The sequence below is a fragment of the Roseivirga misakiensis genome, assembly GCF_001747105.1.
Taxonomy (GTDB): Bacteria; Bacteroidota; Bacteroidia; order Cytophagales; family Cyclobacteriaceae; genus Roseivirga; species Roseivirga misakiensis.
In genome coordinates, this window is the sequence record NZ_MDGQ01000002.1 from 89,011 (window position 1) to 111,346 (window position 22,336).

The following is a 22,336-nucleotide window of genomic DNA, read 5'->3' on the forward strand; positions in this document are numbered from 1 at the left end:
TCGGACAGGCTTTTTTTGTAAACACTATGGGCCGAAAGTGGTTTTAAATCCCATACTAGGAACACGAATCATTAAACGGCTTCTTGTGACACTTTTAGTTAGATAAATTACTTCCTTTGCAGAATCTATTTTTTTAGCTTTTGCACGGTCAATGCCAGGCTCACACATATCTATGAATTTTATACCCAAATCATTACTTAAGAAACTCTATACCAGAGGAAGTCTGACAAAGGCAGATGAAGGTTTTGTTTTTAACATTAAGAATAGGCTGATCGATGTCCACTTAGAAGGCTTGAGTCAATTAGCTGTAGAAGGAACGGAGATCCAGAAAGATCAAATTTTCGCCGATTTAGGAGATGGAAAGTGGCTTTCGGTAGAAGAAATTAATCAACAAAACGGCTTTGGGTTGAAGTTGGGCAAAAGCTTTAATGTATTAGTCGCATCGCAACTAAATGGTCAGAAAAACCTGAACTTGTCATTTAAGTTTGACACGAAACCTTTCGGAAAGTTAAGCTTTAACATCACCGATCAGGTTAACGCCCATAAAGTAGAACGGGCACTAAAAATCCCGAGGATTATCGATGCCGACTACGGTGAAGAAGCCATGACCCAGCGTCAGGAATTTGTAAAATCCTTTACAGGAACAACTCCGGCTAATATTAGCAACCCGATTAAAGATACTTCAGTTTATCAAGGAAATATTGAGCACCTAACTGGTTTTGCTAAAATCCCAATGGGAATAGCAGGGCCTATTAAAGTAAATGGCGAACATGCCCAAGGTGACTTTTTAATTCCGCTAGCCACAACAGAAGGTACGCTTGTGGCCTCTTACAATAAAGGCATCAAACTCGTTAACGAAGTAGGGGGTGTAAACTGTAGGGTAATTCAAGATAGCATGCAGCGTGCGCCTGTCTTTATATTTGATTCACTGGTAAAAGCCGTTGATTTTGGTAAGTGGATAAAAACTGTCACACAAGACTTAAAAACTCAAGCTGAATTAGGCTCAAACCATCTGAAATATGATCATGTCGAAGTCTATCATGCGGGGAATAATGTCTTTCTGCGCTTTAACTTCTTTACAGGAGATGCTGCGGGCCAAAACATGGTGAATAAGGCTACATTTCAAATCTGCCAATGGATACTAGAAACCTATGAAGGTATTCAGCATTTTTTCCTTGAATCAAATATGGCCAGCGATAAGAAGCACTCCTTTATCAACTCCCTAAACTCTAGAGGTAAAAGAGTGATCGCAGAAGTTACTTTTCCAGAAGAGCTTTTAGTGAAAAACTTTGGCGTAGATGCGCATCAGTTACAGCGACACTTAGGGGTGGCTAATCTGGGAGGTATGATGGCTGGCGTTAACAACAATGGCTTACATACTGCCAATGCGTTGGCCGCAATGTTTATCGCTTTTGGACAAGACGTAGCCAACTTGGCCGAAAGTACTGCTGGATTTTTGCACACTGAAGTTCTAGCCGATGGGAGCCTTTATGGGACGGTTACCTTACCTTCGCTAATTGTCGGTACTGTAGGTGGTGGAACAGCACTGCCAACCCAAAAAGACTGTTTGGAAATGGTAGATTGCTATGGTGCTGGCAAGGCCAAGAAGTTGGCTGAAATAATGGCAGGGGTTGTGCTAGCAGGAGAGATATCCCTCGGTGCTGCTATTTCATCCTTAGATTGGGTAGCCGCGCATGAAGATCTAGGTAGAAACGCTATTCCGTAAATGTCTACAGTCTCCATCATCATACCCACATATAATGAGGCGTCATGTATTGAGGCAACCTTGGAGCATCTTAAAGAACTTGACCCAGCACCTTTTGAAGTAATCGTTGTAGATGGTGGAAGTTCTGATCATACCAAATCAATCGTTGAAGCAAAACAGTATACGGTTATCGACTCTCCGACACTTGGGCGTGCCGCTCAAATGGATTTAGGAGTAAATAAAGCTTCAGGAGAAATTTTATGTTTTTTACATGCCGATACTTTTCCGCCAACCGATCTGGTAAAAACTGTCAGTGAAACCCTAAATGATGGCGTTGTTTTAGCGGGTTTTAGAAGCATAATGAAAGGAACATGCAACCAGCGTGTCACCACCTTCCATAATCGGATTAAAACCTATTACGCTCCTTTTATTTATAACCCCTATAGGGCGACATTTAAAGGTTTAAGACTGCTTTTTGGAGACCAACTAATGTTTTGTAAAAAGGCCGATTATGAGCGTTCTGGAGGCTTTAATACCGATATGCAGATAATGGAGGAGGCTGACTTGTGTATCAAAATGAATCGCATTGGCAGAATCAAGCAAATTGATCAGAAGGTATATTCTTCGGATAGAAGAGTAGCCAAATGGGGTGTTTTTAAGTCGAACATAATATTCATATCAATCGCTACACTCTGGGCACTTGGTGTTTCTAACAAGAAATTAGCACGGATTTATACGCATATCCGCTAGCATTCAATTAACTTCAAAGTCAAGAAATTTTTCGCCCTAACAATATCTTATACTTTTTTTCCTCTCCGAGGCAGCCTTTTTTTCAAGGACTAAGTATTGAGACTATTAAAGTGGGCTACAATCGACCAAGATCGAAAAATATTGGAAGCAATCATCAACGGCTGCAAAGAGAATGATAGGCAAAGCCAGCAGGAATTGTATCGCAATTTCTATAGCTATGGTATGTCTATTTGTCTGCGCTATACAGGTTCGGAAGCGGACGCTGTAGAAGTCCTAAATGACGGCTTTCTAAAGATATTTAAGAACATTAAAAAGTTCGATATCGAAAAATCGTTCAAACCTTGGTTAAGGAGAATACTTGTAAATACATGTATTGACCACATAAAGAAAAACGCAAAGCATAATCATTTAGTAGATATTACTGAAGCAGCAGTGGAAAGCACGCAACAGGAAGCCCCTGATCACGACCTTTCTTATCAAGAGATATTGACCAAAATTGGTGAGTTATCCCCTGCGTATAGAGCTGTGTTTAACCTTTATGTAATTGATGGTTTTAAACACCATGAAATTGCTGAACAACTAGGTATTACAACTAGTACTTCAAAAGCAAATTTGACGAGAGCAAAAGCGGCGCTAAGAGCAATGCTTGGGAAGGAGGAGTACCAATATGGATAAGTCTAAGCCACAAGGAGGGGATCCGTTGGATCAATTAGCAAGAGAGGCGGCTGAAGGAGCTCAATTTGAGTTTAACCCAGCGGCTTGGAATGCTATGGAGGCTAAATTAGCCCCGCCAAAGCGTGTTGTGCCATGGTGGAAAATCGGTGGAGGACTAGGCGCTATCGCTCTGATAATCTTCTTAGTTTTTAGACCTACTGGAGAGTCAAGAGATGTGCTGAATGAAAACGGTGCCACCGAAAAGAATAGCCAAAAAATTGAAGACTCAAGAGCTGCCGATCCAAAAACGGATAATAAGTCTGAAGCAATACAGGGTACCAATGACAATCAAGCACCTACTGATCAAGTAGCAGGTACGACGTCGGAACAATCTGATGACAATGGAACAGCGGATGAAAACACTCAGCAAGGTGAGGCTAACAGAAATAAGACCATCCAAATAGATGAGAAAGCAGCTAAGCCGTTAGACATTGATATTGCTCCTAATAAGGTGGATGATAAAAGTGTAACCAGCAGTGACAATCAGACTTCGAAAAACAATGCAGCTGGTGAGGAGAATGGAAATGTACAAGAACAAATTGAGACGAATAGCGCTACAAACAGCAATAATGTAACGTCCAAGAATTCCGAAAAGGAAGGAGTTAATCCACCAACTGAAGTAAACTATTATGACCTAGCGCAGCCTAATGCTGTCAATGATAGTATTGTTAAGCGAGAGGCCGACTTAGACGGAGTTAGTTTCGAAACCATTACACCTGAGTGGTTCCCGCCAAAGTATCTATTCGATCAGTCAATAAAGCCCATGACTTTAGATTCTGGGAACTTCAAAACGCCCGAGGTTGATAGCATGCAATTAAAAAAGTGGTCGTTCGGTGTAATGGTTTCTTTAGACTTAAGTGCTACAGGGCTAGATGGATTTACCAAACCAGGAAATATGTTTGGTTTAGTAGCAGAATATCGGTTTGCAGATAATTGGACTATACAATCTGGGTTGACATATGCTGTAAAACGATATAGCGCACTGGGCTCAGAATATAATACCTCTTCATGGCCTGGCGGCAGATCCGATAACTTGGTTCGTGCAGAAGCGCTCTGTTTTGTCATCGATATTCCGATTAATCTAAGAAGGTATTTCCAATTGAAAAATGGTAACCAATGGTATGTCGGAGGAGGTTTATCTACCTATTTAATGCTAAGAGAAGACTATGACTACGAGTATACCAGACCAAGTCCAAATTGGGCACCAACAAGTCAAGTCAAAGGTGAAAATAACCACCTCTTAGGTATTGCTAATTTTAGCGTTGGATATGAGACAGGAATCAGTAAAAAATTCAAACTAGGTATAGAACCATTTATGAAGTTACCGCTGACTGGCATTGGTCAAGGTGAAGTAAAGTTCTTAAGCTTTGGTACCAACTTAGTGATAAAATTAAAATAGGTTTAGCACCATTAATCTTATAAAAGACTTCTTTCGAGAAGTCTTTTCTTGTTTTAAGGTAGTTTATCAGTTAATTCGTATTTGGCAATATTATTGATCCAAAACACGCATAATTTACTACCTCGATGAAACTCAAAACAATATTTTTTTGCTGTCTCCTTACTTTAACCTCTATTCAGGGATTTGGTCAAGAATTTTATACTGGACTTAGAATTGGATATGGTTTAGCAGGTGTTCAGTCAGATGGAAACCCTCAATTCGATTTATCTAGAAGGCCTTCTACGAATATTGCACTTGTGCTAAATAATAGATTTAAAAAATCAGCCTTTGGATTTTCAATAGAGCCAGGCTATCACTTAAAAGGCACTAGAGTAGATGATAGAGAACTAGACTACCGGTTCAATTTTCTAAGCACGCCTATACTTTTAGACATTTATCCTACCGAAAAAGTTAAGATTAGCGTTGGCCCAGAGTTTTCATATCTCATGAGTGCCAAAAATAGGTTTAACGATACTACTAAAGTTGATTTAACAGGAACATACACTAGAAAGTGGGAAGTTGCTGGGACTATAGGGATCAGTTTTGCACTAGATTATTTCGTGGACTTTGGACTTCGGTATACAGCGGGCCTGACAGATATGGTAGCATTAGACCCAGCGCTAGACACCAGAAACCTACGAAACCAAAGCTTCCAATTCTTCTTCTTATTCAAGATCGCCAATTGATTATTGCCATCAATTAACGTTCTTAGTTATATGAACTGGGGATTTATAGGTTTTGGCCGAATTGCGAGAAAGTTTTTAGAAAGTTTAGCGTCTGTTGACGGGGAAACACCCTATGCATTTGCTTCTAGGTCGAATGCCGTCGCTTTACAAGAAGAGTTTCCTGAAGTAAAGATTTATGATTCTTATGAGTCGCTACTTGCTGATGATCAAGTGGATATCGTCTACATCAGTACTACACATAATTTTCATTGTGAAAACACCATTGCGGCATTAAATGCAGGCAAACATGTGCTTTGCGAAAAGCCGATGGGCATCAGCACTCAAGAAGTGAAGCTGATGATTGACGCGGCTAAGTCCTCTGGTAAATTCTTGATGGAAGCCATGTGGATGAGGTTTTTACCCGCCTATCGAGAAGCGATTTCATTGGTTAAAGCAGGTGAAATTGGAAAGGTAAATTATATCACTGCAAACTTTGGTTTTAGATCCGAGGATAAACTTTCAAAGGATGGTCGCTTATTAAATCCGGACCTGGCTGGTGGCGCACTTTATGATGTGGGCGTTTATCCGCTCACCATTGTTTCAGATCTATTTGGTTGGCAACCAAAACACTTTTCAGCTCACGCCGTCAAGTCAGATACTGGGGTTGATGAAACCATACAGGTACAGCTTGATTTTGGCAAGGATAAGTTAGCCCAAGTGTTAGGCAGTGTGACATTCCATACCAATAAGGAAGCTTGTATTTATGGCGATAAAGGATTCATACGATTGCCTATGTTTTGGAAAGCTACCACTTATGAAATCGTAAAAGGTGACGATATTAGGATAGTAGAGAAACCCTATAAAAGTACGGGGTATGCCCATGAAATAGAGGAAGTGGTAAAATGTATAAAAGAGGGAAATGTAGAATCTTCATTGTTCAGTCTTAACGATAGCTTAATGAGTGCGCAATTGGTTGAAGATATTCTTTCCACCATCTTCAAAGAAGGATAAAAAGGATATGGCTAAAGGATTTCTAATAGATCAAGACGGAGTAATTTATGTGGAAGACCAGATAATACCTGGTGCAGACATTTTCATTAAGAACCTTCAAAAAGAGAATATACCCTTCACATTTATGACCAATAATAGCCAGCGATCCCCACTGGATGCTGTTCGGAAGTTGGCAAAAATGGGCATCGATGTGGGAGAAGAAAATGTCTATACATCGGCTATGGCTACCGCGCACTTTATGAGTCAGCAGTATCCGAAAGGAACGGCATACGTTTTAGGCGAAGGCGGGTTGATCTCAAGCTTACATGAAAATGGATTTACGCTCGTTCAAAATGACCCTGATTTTGTAGTAGTGGGAGAAGGGATCAATTTCACCCTAGAAATGGTAAAAAAGGCGATCAATTTCATTTTGTCAGGTGCCAAGTTTATAGCCACTAACCTCGACCCCTCACCAAGAAAATTAGGCTGGAATAACCTAGGAATAGCAGCAGTGGTTTCTATGATTGAATCAGCCACAGGCAAAAGAGCATTCTCAGTCGGAAAACCCAGTCCGGTAATGATGAGGCTGGCGAGAAAACATATTGGCTTGGCCACCGATGAAGTGACAGTAATCGGAGATACCCTAGCCACAGATATCCAAGGAGGGGTTCAAGTTGGGTACAATACTATCTTGACGCTCTCCGGAATGTCTAAGAAAGAACAACTGAATGATTTTCCGTTTAAACCGGATATGGTTATCGATTCGATCGCTGACTTAGAATTACCACTGCCCTGGTGGTAAATATGCCCACAATTCATCTGTGATTACCCTCTAGGAATTGCTATATTTCATTGATGTATTTTTTAGGGTATGATATCGGTTCTTCCTCCATCAAAGCCGCATTGGTAGATGCGAAAACACTTGAAGAAATTTCGGTCGCAAAATATCCTGAAAAGGAGATGCCTATCCAATCTGATAAGGAGGGCTGGGCAGAACAAAATCCTGAAGAGTGGTGGGACAATTTAATTTCGGTCACCAATCTGTTACTTGAAAAAGCTCGCGTAAATCGATTTGACATATCCGCTATCGGAATTGCCTATCAAATGCATGGCCTTGTACTGGTCGATCGGCAGCAACAAGTATTAAGGCCTGCTATAATCTGGTGTGATAGCCGGGCAGTATCAATAGGTCAAACTGCTAAAGAGCAACTAGGAGAAGCCTTTTGTTTGAATCACTTATTAAATACACCAGGTAATTTTACTGCTTCAAAACTGAGTTGGGTAAAGGAGAACGAGCCAGGACTTTATAAGAAAATCTACAAGTTTATGTTGCCAGGTGATTTCATCGGAATGAAGATGACTGATGAAATTGTGACCACAATTGGTGGCTTGTCCGAAGGGATATTTTGGGATTTTAAGGAGAAACGAGTCTCCAAAGAAATACTCGATCAGTTTGGTATAGAATCGAAATTAGTTCCAGAAGTCGTAGTTGGTATCGGAATACAAGGGAAACTCTCTTCTGGGGCAGCAGAAATCCTGGGGCTAAAACCTAATATACCGATCGCTTATCGGGCTGGTGACCAACCGAACAATGCGATGGCTTTAAATGTGTTAAAGCCAGGTGAAATTGCTGCTACTGGCGGCACTTCAGGAGTTATTTACGGGATATCAAAGAAACCCCTGTTCGATTTAAAATCACGCGTGAATGGCTTTGCCCATGTTAATTACACCCAAGAAAATGGAATGATCGGCATCCTTTTATGTATAAACGGGGCCGGTATCCAATACAGCTGGACCAGGAGCCTTTTGGGTGAGCAAATGTCATATGAGCAAATAGAGCAGGTTGCGGCAACAGTGCCAATCGGTGCTAATGGATTGAGTTTTCTTCCTTTTGGAAATGGGGCAGAAAGAATCTTTGAAAACCGTATGGTGGGGGCGCATATGTCTGGAATAGACTTAAACCGACATAGTAAACCCGACATTTTTCGGGCAACCATTGAGGGTATTGCTTTTGCCTTTGTTTATGGGGCAAGAATTATGAGAGAGATGGGTTTGACCATCGATAAGATTAGAGTAGGAAATGATAACCTATTTCAATCCGAAATATTCTCTAAAACGATCGCGGTTCTACTCCATGCAAAAATAGAAATCTATGAAACCACAGGGGCATCAGGAGCGGCAAAAGCGGCCGGGGTAGGGGCTGGATTTATTGACTCAATTGAGGAGGCTATGAGTACCCAAAAGATTATCAAAACTGTGTTGCCAGACGATGAAATAACGTCGTATCAAATGGCATTTAACAACTGGGAAAAGGCACTTGAAAAACAATTAAAAAATTAAGACATGAGTATTTTAACAGGCGATAAAGAGTTTTTTAAAGGAATTGGTGCAATTCCTTATGAAGGAAAAGAATCCGATAATCCATTTGCCTTTAAATTCTATAATCCAGACCAAGTTATAGCAGGGAAAGCTATGAAAGAACATTTTAGGTTTGCCGTTGCTTGGTGGCATACGCTCTGTGGGACGGGTGGTGATCCATTTGGACCAGGAACAAAGGAATTTCCATGGAATGCTTCTGTTGATGTAGTTCAGCGCGCTAAAGAAAAAATGGACGCAGGTTTCGAATTCATTACCAAACTTGGGGTTCCTTATTACTGTTTTCATGACTTCGATTTGATTGACGAAGGGCCCACTTTGCTCGAGTCAGAGAAAAGGCTCGAAGTGATTTCGGACTATGCATTAGAAAAGCAAAAGGCATCAGGAGTAAAGGTGCTCTGGGGTACAGCCAATTTATTCTCCAATCCTCGATATATGAATGGTGCTGCCACAAATCCAGATTTTGAGGTAGTCGCTTTTGCAGGGGCACAAGTAAAAAATGCGCTAGACGTGACGATCAAACTCGGTGGTGAAAACTATGTTTTTTGGGGAGGTAGAGAAGGTTATATGTCCCTTTTGAATACCAACATGAAAGCGGAGTTGGATCATATGGCACAATTTCTACATATGGCCAAAGATTATGCTCGAGCCCAAGGTTTCAAGGGTAATTTCTTCATAGAGCCTAAGCCAGCCGAGCCATCGAAGCACCAATATGACTTTGATGCAGCTACGGTGATTGGTTTTCTCCGTGAGTATGATCTCATGGATGACTTTAAACTCAACCTGGAGGTAAACCATGCCACGCTTGCGCAGCATACCTTCGAACATGAAATGCAAGTAGCCGCTAATGCAGGAATGCTCGGTAGTATGGATGCAAATAGGGGGGATTATCAGAATGGATGGGATACAGATCAATTTCCAAACGATATTTATGAAGTAACCCAAGCCATGCTGGTCCTTCTGAAAGCGGGTGGACTGCAAGGAGGAGGTATAAATTTTGACGCCAAGACTAGAAGAAACTCAACTGACTTAGAGGATATATTCTTAGCGCATATTGGTGGTATTGACACTTTTGCCCGCGCTCTAATTATTGCTGATAGGATACTTTCTGAAAGTAAATATCTCCAGTTATTGAATAATCGGTATGCATCATTTAATAATAAGGAGGGTCAGGCCTTTGAAAGTGGAAAACTAAGTCTCACAGATTTGTCTAACTTAGCCCATAGCAACGGCGAGCCTATGCAGAGAAGTGGAAAGCAAGAGCTCTTCGAAAATATCGTCAATCAATACATATAGTTCTAAAATCAATACATGTAGGTACTTACATTTTTTTAACTTGCATGACAACGAATACTAAATTGATTTTAAGTTCTAACAATCAGAATCTAGAAATAGACTTATCTAGAGGTGGAGCTATCACTCACCTTACGCTTTTTTCAAACGGAAAAAGTAGAAAAGTGATATGCCCGAAAAAAGGATATGATAATGAATCCTCTTTGTTATTCCCATTTCCTAACCGACTTGCGAATGGCCAATTTAGTTTTCAAGGAATAGACTATCAGTTTCCTTTAAATGATTATGGTAGACCCAATGCGCTGCATGGTTTTGTGAAAGACATGCCGTTTCAAGTGCTTCAGCAAATGCCAGATGCCATAACTTTACAATGTACCTATACAGGTGATTTAGAGTACTACCCTTTTCCGTTCCGCATGGCACTTACATATCATTTAAGGCCTGGTGAACTTCACGTGTATTTGGAAATTGAGAATACAGGAGCCACTACTTTGCCTTGTGGTTTCGGCTGGCACCCCTATTTTCATTTAGAGGAAGGAGCCGATTCAACGTCTATAGAGCTAAAAAACGTTTCGAAGATCGGTGTTGAAAATCTTTTACCCACTGGAAGAGCAACCCCTTATCGATTGCTGGATAATGGATGCCTCATAGAGGAGCTGGATTTAGACACTTGTTTCGAATTCTCTAAAAAGGGAGTGGTAAATGGTGCAAAGATTCACTACCCTGATGATGCCACTTTGGAAGTATGGCAAGACGAAAATCAGCCTTACGTTCAGCTCTACACCCCGGAAGACCGTAGGGCAATTGCCATAGAACCAATGACTTGTAATATAGATGCTTTGAATAATCAGGCTGGTTTAAAACTCTTGTCGAGTGGTGAATCTTGGTCTATTGAATATGGGGTGAGACTTTATTGATCTAAATCGGATTAGAGTTGCTCAGCCGACTAATAGAAAAGGCATCCCAATAATTAACACCATCATCGATCTTTTTTGTATTAAAAAGACATTGACTATAATCTTTCTTTATAAAATTGGGGGCACAGCTATTAAGTTCTATATTATAAATAAGGTATTATTTGATAATCCATGTGGAACATTTAAAGGCTTCATGTTTTATAGGCAGGTGTAAAATTAAAAGGCATATCGAAAGAATTTCGAAACAGCCTTTTGATCCTCAGCTCTTTAATCATAGAATCCAGTCGGCCTAGGCCCTATTTCTGACGTGATTTATTAGCTAATCCGAGTATTATTGATTTTTACCAGTTTTGGATTAAACACCCAATACTTGGCTAGAAGTAACTTTAACATCGATAGTAATCACGGTTACAGGCAAAAATATATGGAAATAGGTGGTGGACTTAAGAATCGGCAATTATCTTTGACCAGTGTCACAGATGAGATAGACATTCCTAACAGTAAATCTCAGACATCAAGAACGCTGAAAAAGAACTAACTCAGCAAGTTTATTGGCTTATTCAAATCATAGATAGAGCTAAGTAAGTCGGTTGTTCGGTAGACTACATTAACCATATGGCTATTTCATATAGTCAACATAAAGGAATTTAATTCCTTAGCTTCTAGCCTCTCGATATTCTAAGAAATTATTGGCTTTATGCCGAAAGAGTATTGAAATTTTTTAAGGAGAAGAACTTACTAAACATAATTTATTCCTCTTATCACTATTTAATGTTGCCGCGGTCAAGGCGATCAATTTATAGTGTAAAATATAATTAGAATTAAATGTATTAATATGAAGAGATATACCCCTTTTAACAAGTTCTTTTCGAGCGTATTTCACAGTACGTTTTGGATCTTGGCGTTTGCTATTTCTTCAATTCAAGTAAAGGCTCAAGAAATACCAGAGAGTTTTTTCGATGTCTATTTAGCAAGAGTATCTATCCAGTATAACGACTATATCAATTTGTTGGAAGAGCAGCTAGAGGATGCAAAAGAAGGGAGTTTGGCTGAAGCGCGAATCATGGGACAACTTGGCGATTTGTATTTAGAAACAAGGGATTTCACCAAAGCTGATGATTATAAAAAGAAGGTAGAAGGTTACTGGTCCAGTGTAGAAATCAATTCTAGAAACAGAGATTTATTTGGCCAATATTTATTAAGGAAAGTTCCATCTAACTCTTCTAGAGATAATTATATATATCTCGACAGCGCCGCTCAATATTTAGAGAACGAGAATGATCTCGCCTTTGTAAAATATTTGAAATTTATAAAAACCTCCCCAACTGAAGAGAATGACAAGTACGGACCTAGATATAATGACTTACTGAGTACTCCAAATTTGCCGGCTGATATAGCGGCACTGGCACACGTGGCAATGACAGAAATCACTTGGAATACCGGTTTAGCGGATAGTGCTATTGTTGAGAATTCTAGGGTTGATTTAGATAATGTGCAAAGTATGTTCACGATACTCGTTCATCATATGTTTAACTCTTTTCATGAGTTGCTTTTAGGTAACCTTGTTGAAGCAGGCAGAATTGGGGAAAAAATGAAAGCAGTGGTAAGAAAGTATGATGGAGATAAATCAGGCTACGCCAGTGTTTTTTACACCACAATGAACCAGATATATACCATTACTAATCAATATGATTCTGCAGCTTTTTACTCTTTAAAGTCGATAGAGTTGTTGGAGGGAAGTAGAGGTTCTGATATTAGGCGCGTTGAAAGTTACCGGAGACTCAGTGTTACTTACACGCAAGGTGGACAATATTTAAAGGCATTGGAGATGGCGAGAAAATCGACTGAGTTGATTACTGAAAAGCTTAATAAACACCCAGGAATTCCGACAAGCTATACACAATTAATGAATGCTCTTTTTGATGTTTATGATTTAACAAGTGATATCGATGAGAAACGTGCTTTGATGAAAGAGATAGAGCAGCAAATTGTTAATCAAGAGTTGTTATTGCTTGAATATATTAGGCTGAGCGACAAGGTATATTTACAAATTACTAAAGGGCGTCTATGGCTGGAAAGACAACAGCCCAGGATAGCTGAAGGGCTATTTAATGAAGCCATTTCAATCTCTAAAAATTTAAATGACGAGGAATATGTTCGAGAAAAGGCCTCATACTACCTAGCTGTAATTGCCAACAAAAGAAAACAATATAATAAGGCTATAGAACTTGGAAATAAGATTCTAGAGCAACCAAATATAGGTTTTAAGCTTACAATCGATGTTCATAAACTACTCATCAAGTCATATACTAATTTGGGTGTCGTGGGAGAGGTCAATTATCATATTGACCAAATCCAAACGCGCATTGAAGATAGGATGTCTGAGAGGGCCAAATATTTGCTAAGTCAGTCTGAAGTTCAACAAGAACTAGAATCGCAAAAGTCCCTTAATGCTAGTTTAGAGTCAGAACAACTTGTTAAATCCCAATTGATAGAGCGGCAACAGCTAATTATATTAATTGTTGCGGTAAGCGTTGCGCTTATTGGTTTTTTCGTCATTAGGTTGAAATCCTTACATGGCAAAAATTTGCGCCTACTTAAAAAAGTTGAAAATGAGAGTGTTGAACTGCATTCAACTAATTCAGAATTGAGTGATACGATAGCGGAACTTGAATTTCATCAATCAAATAATCAAAAGCTACTGGATACTTTGTCTGACCACCTGACTAAAACGTTTAATGGCATAAAAGGCCTGAAAAGCTTTATTCCTGAGCTCGGAAAGCTAAATAATGAGCAGGAAAAGTATCTCGGCAGAATATCTGATATAGTAGATGAAGAAGAACTGGCGCTAAAGGATCTAATTTCTTTAAATTCTGTATTAGGCAAGCATAAAATTGATATTCGCCGTGTCACGATTTCGACCATGCTTAATAATATCGAGAGCAAAATGCAGAGTAGTTTAAAGTTGCATCAAGCTCAGATGGAGGTTGAAATGCGAAAAGGACTGGTTTTTCTTGCCGATAAAGTGTTGATTGAAATGAGTATCATTTCACTAATTCAGCATGGGCTTAACCAAGGCATTTTAGATAAGAAGTTAAAACTACATGTAGACGCTAACGAAGGTCTTCAAGTCACATTAGAGTTTAAGGGGGCTGCCGTAAATCAAGAGCAAATAGACAAGTGGTTAAAACCAAATGCTGTAGATCCTATGAATTATTTGTCCAAGTTATCCCAATTGAAGGACTTAATGGATGGTGATTTAAATTACTTGGTTATGGGTGATCTGCACAAGATAACCTTAAAGCTTAACCTTATAGAATTAAAATTAGCTGATAGTAAGGATAGCGAGATTGATCAGTTGGAAATTGACACCATTTATGACAAGGTGTATCATTATTTAGTCGCCGAAGGTGGTCTAACAGATGCTGAGTTAACTGCAGGACAACTATCAAGTCATCTAGGTATTCCCAGTAGAAAGCTCTCTTACGCCATAAATACCCGTGAGAAAACCAATTTTAGTAAGTTCCTGTCCAAGATTAGAATTGATAAGGTTAAACAGATGCTTGATAATGGTAACCATAGCCATCTAAATATAGCTGGAATAGGCTATGAGGCTGGTTTTAATTCAAAATCCACTTTTTTCTCATCTTTTAAGGAATTCGTCGGGTGTACACCAAAGGAATACATCAATTCACTAGCACAGGAGGCCTCTTAAAGTCCAGATTTTGGTGAATGATGATTTTTAGGACTCCTTCGTACATATTCGAACCCAATGCCAATAACTTATTTCTTCTTTTGTGAAAGGTCATTGGCTATTTGTGGGTAGAAATATCTCGAATGTCTGTGATTTCCTACAAATCTTTCCTTGTTGTAACTAGTCAGTTCTCCGGTTTGTAATAATTAAAGTATAATCATTCAATTAGAGTGCTTATCGACTTTGGTGTTTAGATGCTGGGTAGTTCAAAATAGCCATTCTTCTAAACTGCATCAATTTATTGGTCGAGTAATAAAGCCCCAAGTTGACTCAACTTTGTTATAAGCTTTGGAAAAAAATCTAGATGGCATATTAGAACAAGTATTCATAGATCAAGTTGTGGCAGACCTCGTTCAAATGAAATTCGATTTCTCCCTTAGACTAAAGTCGGAAAGTTCTGAATCTTCAAAAGAATGGCTGAGTGAAAAACTACTAGTCATCGATGGGCTTATTGCCCAGTTTGATCAAACGAGTCTGGCTCGCGAGTTTAGTTTATTGTTAAATAATGGATTAGATAAGTATTGGACTGACCATTCTATTTTGTCAAAAGATGAAGTTTTGTTTTGTGGAGCTCTCGCCATATTTACTAATACTCTTGAACTTGCAAACTTTCTACAGATAAGTGTGATTCTGTGTTTTGAGAAAGCGACCAAGATTAGCGTAAAATTAAATCTAGCCTGCCCTAATACATTACGAGATTATACGCTTGCATATCTAAAAAAGGAGTTTCAACCCCCAAAAATGCTCTTAGTTTACTCTAAATAAGGTTCGAATTTATGTTTTAGACATAAATCTGTACTTCTAAAACCTTTATCATACTCCATTCAGTAGGAATAGAATCACATTGCTTTCACAAAGTCGTTAAGGCTTTCGCAAAGCAATTAAATGTTAATACTAGAGAGAAATCATACGATAAACGATTACGTGGTGCGTCAAGCGCCATCTATGAAAGTAAGTTTGGCTCAAGGTCGCTTCTTCATATTATTAACGTTTGCCTTTTTTATTACGGCTTCAGTGTTTGGTGACCAACCATCATTGTCAACCGGTTGGGCCGTTCTAGGTTCAAGCCTACTAATCATGCCCTTTTCCTTTAGGGCTTTTTCAATACGGTATGGATTCCACCAAAAAGAAATAATTACTGGCAACTTGGACTTTATGCCTAATTCGTTTTCAAAGCCTCTTAGTATATCAAAATCAAGATGTGATTTTGACGTCAAAGATGATATTATGGTGAATATCGGCACGAACGGAGCATACATAGAGACGAGTGCCAGTGATTTTACAAAATCAAATTCAATTCAATCTTCATTTACAGGAAACCTGGCACTTGACTTATGTCCACTTCTGGGCAGAAAGACAGTGGGTAATCGTTTTGACTTCGCCAGCCAGTTAACTGTTGCTTCAAATAAGAGGTCGGTTATTCTGACTTCATATTTGGTAGGTCCTGTAAATGATTTATTTACAATGAATAATACTGAATTCAAACAGTATCCGGTTGAGTATCGCTCAACTTCTGACTTTAGCGCTTTAACAACTCCGCTTAATGACGTCAAGAAGTCTTACTGTTTGAGAAATAAAGAAATAATTTTTAGCAATCCAGCTTCGGTGACTAGTGCTTTTATTCTGCCATTTAATTCAACAAAATCAGGACGTGATTTTGGTTCAAATGGTGTTAGGGTAAGTTTTGGTTCAGGTGGTGCTGTCACCGATACTGTTGCTAATCAATTCTATAAGCCTGTTTTAGAATTAACAAGAGAGGTTACGGAAAAAAGAGATACAAAACTCGAAGAGGAAAGATATACTAGCGACTGGGATTCAGTGAATGGTACCGTTACTATTTCATTTAATTCAACAAAATCAAGACGTGATTTTGGCTCAAATGATAATACGGTAAGTTTTGGTTCAGGTGGTACTGTCACTGTACCCGGCCCTAGTTTAATTTATTCTTCAACAACATTAAAGATTACCTGAAACTGTACTCTAGTGCAATCATTGCATAGAGTACAGCCAGACAATGGTTATGACTTCGCCAGCCAGTATGCTATTGTCAGGGAATAAAGACTGGATTTCCAGTCTTTATTCCGCAGGTAAAATTAAGATTATTCCACTAATAAGAGAACTTTGTCTCTAAACCTTTAGTGTCTTTTATCATAGTTCAATACAATGAACTCTGCATTGGTAATGAATCTCTCTTGATCCTCTTGATTTTTGAAAATCAAATAGATATCGGATTTAGCCCCTTCAGAGGTGATAAAAATTTTAGTGTCTTTGAAGGATTGCTCTTTTAACTTGTTAAAATCTATTTGTGCCGACCCTAAAAGTGGTCCACTTTGACTGCCCCCTCTTATTTCTATCTCTCCTTGATAATGATAGCCATTATTGTAAAGTCCTCTAAAAGTAATTGCCTTGAGCCCAGTTAAATCAACATTGTTAAATTTCAGAAATTGCCCATTCTTAATGTTGCCCACCACCTTAGATCCAAGGGCCTGCCAAACAGTATTGGATTCATGCATTAAATCAGCCTCCTCAGCTTCAAGTTTTGAAGCTTTAAGAATTGTTTGGGCACTAGTAGATAGGGAAGACACCTCACCGTTTCCGTTGTCATTGTATGTAGCAGTTAAAACATAAGCTCCGTTAAGGTTATTCGGTTGATGCTGGTTAAATATTAACTCACCGGAAATAGGAATCACCTCCTTTTCTTCTTCCAACTGTAGTATATAGTCGACTATTTCTGAAAGCGCTTGATCATCTAATTGTGGGTGGGCCGCCATCGGTGTTTCGCCCCAAACGCCCGATCCGCCATTTTTAATTTTACCCATTAGGTACTCCTTATGCTCTGAATTATACTTTTTAGCGATGTCTAAATAAGATGGGCCGTTAATTTTCTTATCAATCGCATGGCATGCTCTACAATCTGAATTATCAATGAGCCCCCTTCCCTTAGATGCGATTTCCACTTGATGTCCTTTTTCACTGATATTTTGAAGCTCAAGATTCGGGATAAAATCCAGAGTGACCTTTACATTCTCTGGCGCTATAGATCCATTTACTGTACTGCCGTCTTCTTTGTCCGTCACACTCACGGTATAGGCGAGCGGGTCATCGATATTGTATGAGGTATTTTCTGTGCTAAATGATATTTGTATTTCTGGCGGTGCGTTTCCAACGACAACCTTCAAGCGATCTGTACTTTGTTCCCCCTCTGCATCGGTTACCGTCAGTATAACGTCAAAGTTACCCGCCTCGTTAAAAGTGAACTCAGGCTTCATCTGGTCACTTTGGCCCAGTCCATTAGCAAAGTTCCAAGCATATTTTAAAGGTTCACCTTCCAAATCTTCAGAGTCTTCGGCTGAGAATTGTACGGTCAATGGTGCAGCGCCAACGGAATTATCACTTTTAATACGAGCTGTCGGTTTGCGAATGCCAGCCACAAAAGTGATTTTGTTTAATTGAGCATCTAAGTTTCTGGTGTTCCAACTTTCACCGTACTCTAGAATATACAAGTTGCCATCCTTCCCGAAGATCATATCCATCGGATTATGAAATTCTTCATTACTTAAAAACGGTTCGGCCTTTACATAGTCCTGATTTTCATCCATTGTAATCAGGTATATCCAATCCCTCATCCACTCATAGACCAGCAACTTACCATCGAAATATTCTGGAAAGCCTATTTCGGCATATGCTTCCTTATTGAAGATTGGTCCCGCCATAGCAGTTCTACCTCCTTCTCCGACCCACGGAAACTCAGCTGAACGTCCATAGCCATACCAAATGAATGATTTTTGAGCAGGAGGCAGGTTTTGAATTCCCGTATTATTCGGCGAATTATTGACCAGTTTGTTTGGATCGAATGGAGCAATAGGTTTCTTGTTTTTAAAGTCAAAGTCCCAATATGGTTTGTTGTCTCCGCGAGTGTACGGCCAACCCCAATTACCCGGCTTTTTTGCCTGATTTATTTCGTCATGTCCTTTAGGTCCCCGTTCGGGGTTATCATTACCAGCATCTGGCCCAACATCTCCCCAGTATAGAGTGCCGTTTCTCTGATCAACAGAAATTCGAAACGGATTGCGAAGTCCCATGGCGTAAATTTCTGGACGAGTTTTAGGATCGTCATCTTTAAAGAGGTTTCCTTCGGGAATCGAATATGTTCCATCTGATTCGGGTTTAATTCTTAAAATTTTGCCTCTTAAGTCGTTCGTGTTTGCACTTGATTTTTGAGCATCCCAAACCGATCTATTGAGACCTTCGTCGCTTGGTGAATAACCATCTGATTCAAAAGGATTGGTGTTGTCTCCTGTGGACAGATATAGGTTACCTTCTCCGTCAAATTCAATCGAACCACCAGAATGACAACAGTCGTGTGTTGACTGAAATTCAAGAAGTATTTTTTCACTGGACGTATCTAATTGATCACCTACAAAATTGAACCTTGAGAGTCTTTGAAGTTTTCCTTCTATTTGGGCTGAGTAAAAAAGGTAAATCCAATTGTTACTTTCAAAATCTGGGTCAACAGCCAAACCCAATAGACCGTCTTCGGCTATGCGTTTTACATTCAGATGGCCTCCGTCGAGAAGTTCGTCTGCTTTCAGGTCAAAAACCTTTAAATCTCCCGCTCTTTCAATGAATAGAATCTTTTCATCTGGCAGGTAATCCAATTCCATTGGTTCATTAAGATTTATTGCCAATACTTCTCTCACAAAACGATTTTCTTCTGGCACCCTTTCGGAAATCGCCTTACTTAAATCTCTTTTGTTGTTCCCTATGGCGTATTGAATGCCACCGTTTAAATGATCAAGGAACATGGTGTCGGTATAGGCTTCATCGGTATGGCCCAGCCCTGTATAAAACATACGGCCACCATCATATGATCGGTACCATGCGATTGGATGATAGTCGCCATTTTCACCACCCTTGTAACTATTTTCATCCAATGTCATCAATACATTCAGCCCTTCAGCAATGCTTTTATAGTTGTACCACTCATCGAAATGCTGCCAAGTATCGGGCATGTTTTCAGTTGCTGGGTGCTCTTTATCAATTATGTTGATGGTTGCCTCTTGTTGATTTGGGTGACTGAGAAAGTATGCCCCTACCAGCTCGTTATACCATGGCCAATCGTATTCGGTATCGGCTGCTGCGTGAATACCGACAAAACCGCCACCCGATTGAATGAATCTCTCGAAATCGGCTTGCTGATAATGGTTCAGGACATCACCCGTAGTACTCAAGAAAACTACTGCACTATAGGCCGCAAGTTTGTCTTCTGAAAAGAAGGAAGCATCGGTTGTAGTATCTACCGCAAAGCCATTTTGTCTACCTAATTCATTGATCGCTTCTATTCCTTTGTCGATGGAATTATGATGATATCCTTCCGTCTTTGAGAAGACAAGAACTCTTTTCTCTCGCTGCGCACCACAAGAGCTTATTATGAATGCAATTAGGAGTAGAAAAGCGGTTGAAGATCGAGTTGGGTTTAACTGATTGCTCATGGCCTAAAGATTTTTGTAAATGAGTTTACTTCTAAAATCTTCTACCAGTTTTCGCGCGAGGGCTTAATAAGGCCCTCTGCTTCCAACATGCTCCTAGTACTGCTATGACTTTTCCAGAACTGGTCGTTGATCTTTTCAATGGTTAACGAAAATTCTGGATGCCCTGCCATATTTTTCATGATAGGATCATCCGCAATCATCATAACCAACCAATAAAAATAATCTTTTTGCTCAGGAAATTTCTTTAAGTGATCTATACCTTTTTCTGTATCGCCTGTGTACGCGTAATAGGCAGAAAGTAAAAGGTTCTTATAAATGGAATTATCGTTCTCTGCGAACTCTTTGTAGACGGCCAAGTGCTTCTCGGCTTCCTCTAACCGTCCCAATTGCTTATAAGTGTAGGCTATCTTTATTTCCTCATTATCAAAGATGCCCAAACCGAAATTTTCTTTCATCTGAGAAAACACGTCATAATAGAATGCCGCCGACTCATACTCTTCAAGACAATAGTGAACTTTAGCCACTTCAATAATGATGTCTAGCCGCGTAGTGTCCTTTTTAAGTACTGTTTTTAAGGATTCAAGGGTCCCTTCCAAGGTGCCACCTTGAGCAAATTTTATGTAAGGGTATAAATACTGAGGGAAAAGGTTATTCTCATCAAAATTCATGGATTTTTGAGCATAAACTTCTGCTTCTTCAAAGAAACCAGCTTGGGCAAGAGCATTACTTAAATGGAGGTAAGAGATGCTCATGGCAGAAGAATCAACCAATGCCACATTGAGCTTATTGCCTCTTAGTGCATATGTTAAATACTTTTTTGTATTTGGAATGTAACTGGCATAAATGTCAGATAAAAAATTCGTAGCCATCGAGGAATTTGGATTGAATTCCAAAGCCTTTTCAAAATACACAACTGCTAAATCGAATTTCGTCTCATGCATATAGAATAAGCCTTTTGCTATCAAGCTAATCGGTAATTCTGGACTAGCCAGTAAGGCTCTATCGGCATAATTATTAATCTCTTCTGTATGCTGCTTTTGCGATTGGAATAAGTCTAAAAAGTAGTAACACACCGAGGTGTAAGCCTGGGCCTCCGCAAAAAAGGGATCTCTCTCTATGGCGAGGTCGAAAAAATCTATAGCCTCGATCAGGTATTCGTCATCATACCGATTCATTAATTCGAAACCCTTCAGGTAATACTCATAGGCTTGGATATCCTTTGTTGGAATCCTTTCGATTCTTTCCGCTTCGTCAGGTGTTACAATAACTTTAATTTCACCAGCAATATCTTTAGCTACCTCTGCTTGCAGTTGGAAAATATCAGTCACAAGCCTGTTATACTGTTCGGACCATAGGTGACTGTCTTTGGGTGCTTCAATTAATTGCACAGTTAGCAAGATATTATCACCTAACTTTTGACCACTTCCTTCAAGTACATAACTAACCCCTAATTCTTCCGAAATCTCCGAAATGCTTTTCTCACTATTTCTATACTGTTCTACAGAAGTTCTACTGACCACACGCAAATCTTCGATTTTCTGAAGGTTGGTAAGCACTGATTCCATTAATCCATTAATAATGTGCAGGTTACTAGAGTCGTTACTGTCATTTTTAAAGGGAAGCACCGCAATTGATTTTTTCCCAGGAGTATAATCTGACTTTTCGATTCTTGGTAGAATCAATGATAATAGTATGATGACGAGTAATACCCCTGCTGGAATTAACCACTTCTTGGATGTGGCATACCTTCTTTCCTTTTGGACTAAGACTTTCTTTTGCGCTGTGTATTTCGCTTTCTCCTCGCCTGGCGGATAGCCATATTGTTCTCGAAAGCATTTAGTGAAATAGGAGACACTACTGAAGCCTACACGATAAGAGATTTCTGAAGCCGTTAGATCATCACTCCTCAATAATTGTTGCGCATGGTTCAATCGAACTCGCCGTATTAAAACACTAACGGAAATACCCGCAATTTTCTGTGTTTTACGGAGCAAATTGGACCTGCTCATTCCGATACTATCCGCTAAATGAGACACACCGAACTCTTCATCCGACATATGCTCTTCAATAGTCGAGATTAGTTTGTCTAAAAAATCACTTTCAATGTCTAAGAAGTTACCCATTTGGTTGAAAAGCATACTCAATGCTCATACAAAAAAGAGCAGGATACTTGCCAATTCCAAATGCGCATAATGTATTTAAAATGGGCTTTTGCGTCATAATTTATATCGCTGAGTCATAA

16 protein-coding genes are annotated in these 22,336 nt (G+C 39.4%); 14 read left to right on the forward strand and 2 right to left on the reverse strand.

Annotated elements, in window-relative coordinates:
• The first annotated feature begins 172 nt into the window (after positions 1-172).
• The 14 genes from BFP71_RS00380 to BFP71_RS00445 all read left to right on the forward strand — a co-directional run bounded on the left by BFP71_RS00380 (position 173) and on the right by BFP71_RS00445 (position 16,573).
• A complete protein-coding gene (locus BFP71_RS00380) occupies positions 173-1,726 on the forward strand; it encodes a hydroxymethylglutaryl-CoA reductase (RefSeq protein WP_069833479.1) in 1,554 nt (517 codons plus the stop codon).
• A complete protein-coding gene (locus BFP71_RS00385; RefSeq protein ID WP_069833480.1) occupies positions 1,727-2,455 on the forward strand; it encodes a TIGR04283 family arsenosugar biosynthesis glycosyltransferase in 729 nt (242 codons plus the stop codon).
• Between the two features lie 96 nt (positions 2,456-2,551).
• Positions 2,552-3,130 carry an RNA polymerase sigma factor gene (locus BFP71_RS00390; RefSeq protein WP_245701795.1) on the forward strand — a complete coding sequence of 193 codons (579 nt, stop codon included), beginning with the start codon at positions 2,552-2,554 and terminating at the stop codon, positions 3,128-3,130.
• Positions 3,123-4,568 (forward strand): outer membrane beta-barrel protein, encoded by a 1,446-nt coding sequence (locus tag BFP71_RS00395; RefSeq protein WP_069833481.1) that lies wholly within the window; start codon positions 3,123-3,125, stop codon positions 4,566-4,568. Before BFP71_RS00390 ends, BFP71_RS00395 begins: the two co-directional genes overlap by 8 nt.
• A 125-nt stretch (positions 4,569-4,693) precedes the next feature.
• Entirely contained in the window at positions 4,694-5,293 is a 600-nt protein-coding gene (locus BFP71_RS00400) for a porin family protein (protein ID WP_069833482.1), read from the forward strand.
• Between the two features lie 30 nt (positions 5,294-5,323).
• Positions 5,324-6,283, forward strand: a complete 960-nt coding sequence (locus BFP71_RS00405) for a Gfo/Idh/MocA family protein (protein ID WP_069833483.1) — start codon at positions 5,324-5,326, stop codon at positions 6,281-6,283.
• Positions 6,284-6,290: 7 nt separating this feature from the next.
• Positions 6,291-7,064 carry an HAD-IIA family hydrolase gene (locus BFP71_RS00410; protein ID WP_069833484.1) on the forward strand — a complete coding sequence of 258 codons (774 nt, stop codon included), beginning with the start codon at positions 6,291-6,293 and terminating at the stop codon, positions 7,062-7,064.
• Between the two features lie 53 nt (positions 7,065-7,117).
• Complete coding sequence (locus BFP71_RS00415) at positions 7,118-8,602, forward strand: xylulokinase (RefSeq protein ID WP_069833485.1); 1,485 nt, start codon at positions 7,118-7,120, stop codon at positions 8,600-8,602.
• Between the two features lie 3 nt (positions 8,603-8,605).
• Positions 8,606-9,934, forward strand: a complete 1,329-nt coding sequence (xylA, locus tag BFP71_RS00420) for a xylose isomerase (protein ID WP_069833486.1) — start codon at positions 8,606-8,608, stop codon at positions 9,932-9,934.
• A 44-nt stretch (positions 9,935-9,978) separates the two neighbouring features.
• A complete protein-coding gene (locus BFP71_RS00425; protein WP_069833487.1) occupies positions 9,979-10,848 on the forward strand; it encodes an aldose 1-epimerase in 870 nt (289 codons plus the stop codon).
• 370 nt (positions 10,849-11,218) lie between these two features.
• Positions 11,219-11,386 carry a hypothetical protein gene (locus BFP71_RS19310; RefSeq protein ID WP_176723288.1) on the forward strand — a complete coding sequence of 56 codons (168 nt, stop codon included), beginning with the start codon at positions 11,219-11,221 and terminating at the stop codon, positions 11,384-11,386.
• A gap of 297 nt (positions 11,387-11,683) precedes the next feature.
• The gene (locus BFP71_RS00435) at positions 11,684-14,563 is read left to right on the forward strand and encodes a helix-turn-helix domain-containing protein (protein WP_069833489.1); all 2,880 of its coding nucleotides are present in this window, start codon (positions 11,684-11,686) and stop codon (positions 14,561-14,563) included.
• A gap of 327 nt (positions 14,564-14,890) precedes the next feature.
• The gene (locus tag BFP71_RS00440) at positions 14,891-15,367 is read left to right on the forward strand and encodes a hypothetical protein (protein WP_069833490.1); all 477 of its coding nucleotides are present in this window, start codon (positions 14,891-14,893) and stop codon (positions 15,365-15,367) included.
• Positions 15,368-15,487: 120 nt separating this feature from the next.
• Complete coding sequence (locus BFP71_RS00445) at positions 15,488-16,573, forward strand: hypothetical protein (protein WP_069833491.1); 1,086 nt, start codon at positions 15,488-15,490, stop codon at positions 16,571-16,573.
• A gap of 164 nt (positions 16,574-16,737) precedes the next feature.
• Here BFP71_RS00445 and BFP71_RS00450 read toward each other — a convergent pair whose 3' ends face one another.
• Together BFP71_RS00450 and BFP71_RS00455 are read right to left on the reverse strand one after the other, a co-directional pair.
• On the reverse strand, positions 16,738-20,094 hold the full coding sequence (locus BFP71_RS00450; protein ID WP_069833492.1) for a ThuA domain-containing protein: 3,357 nt from the start codon (positions 20,092-20,094) through the stop codon (positions 16,738-16,740).
• Positions 20,095-20,135: 41 nt separating this feature from the next.
• Complete coding sequence (locus BFP71_RS00455) at positions 20,136-22,232, reverse strand: helix-turn-helix domain-containing protein (RefSeq protein ID WP_088124802.1); 2,097 nt, start codon at positions 22,230-22,232, stop codon at positions 20,136-20,138.
• Positions 22,233-22,336: the final 104 nt, after the last annotated feature.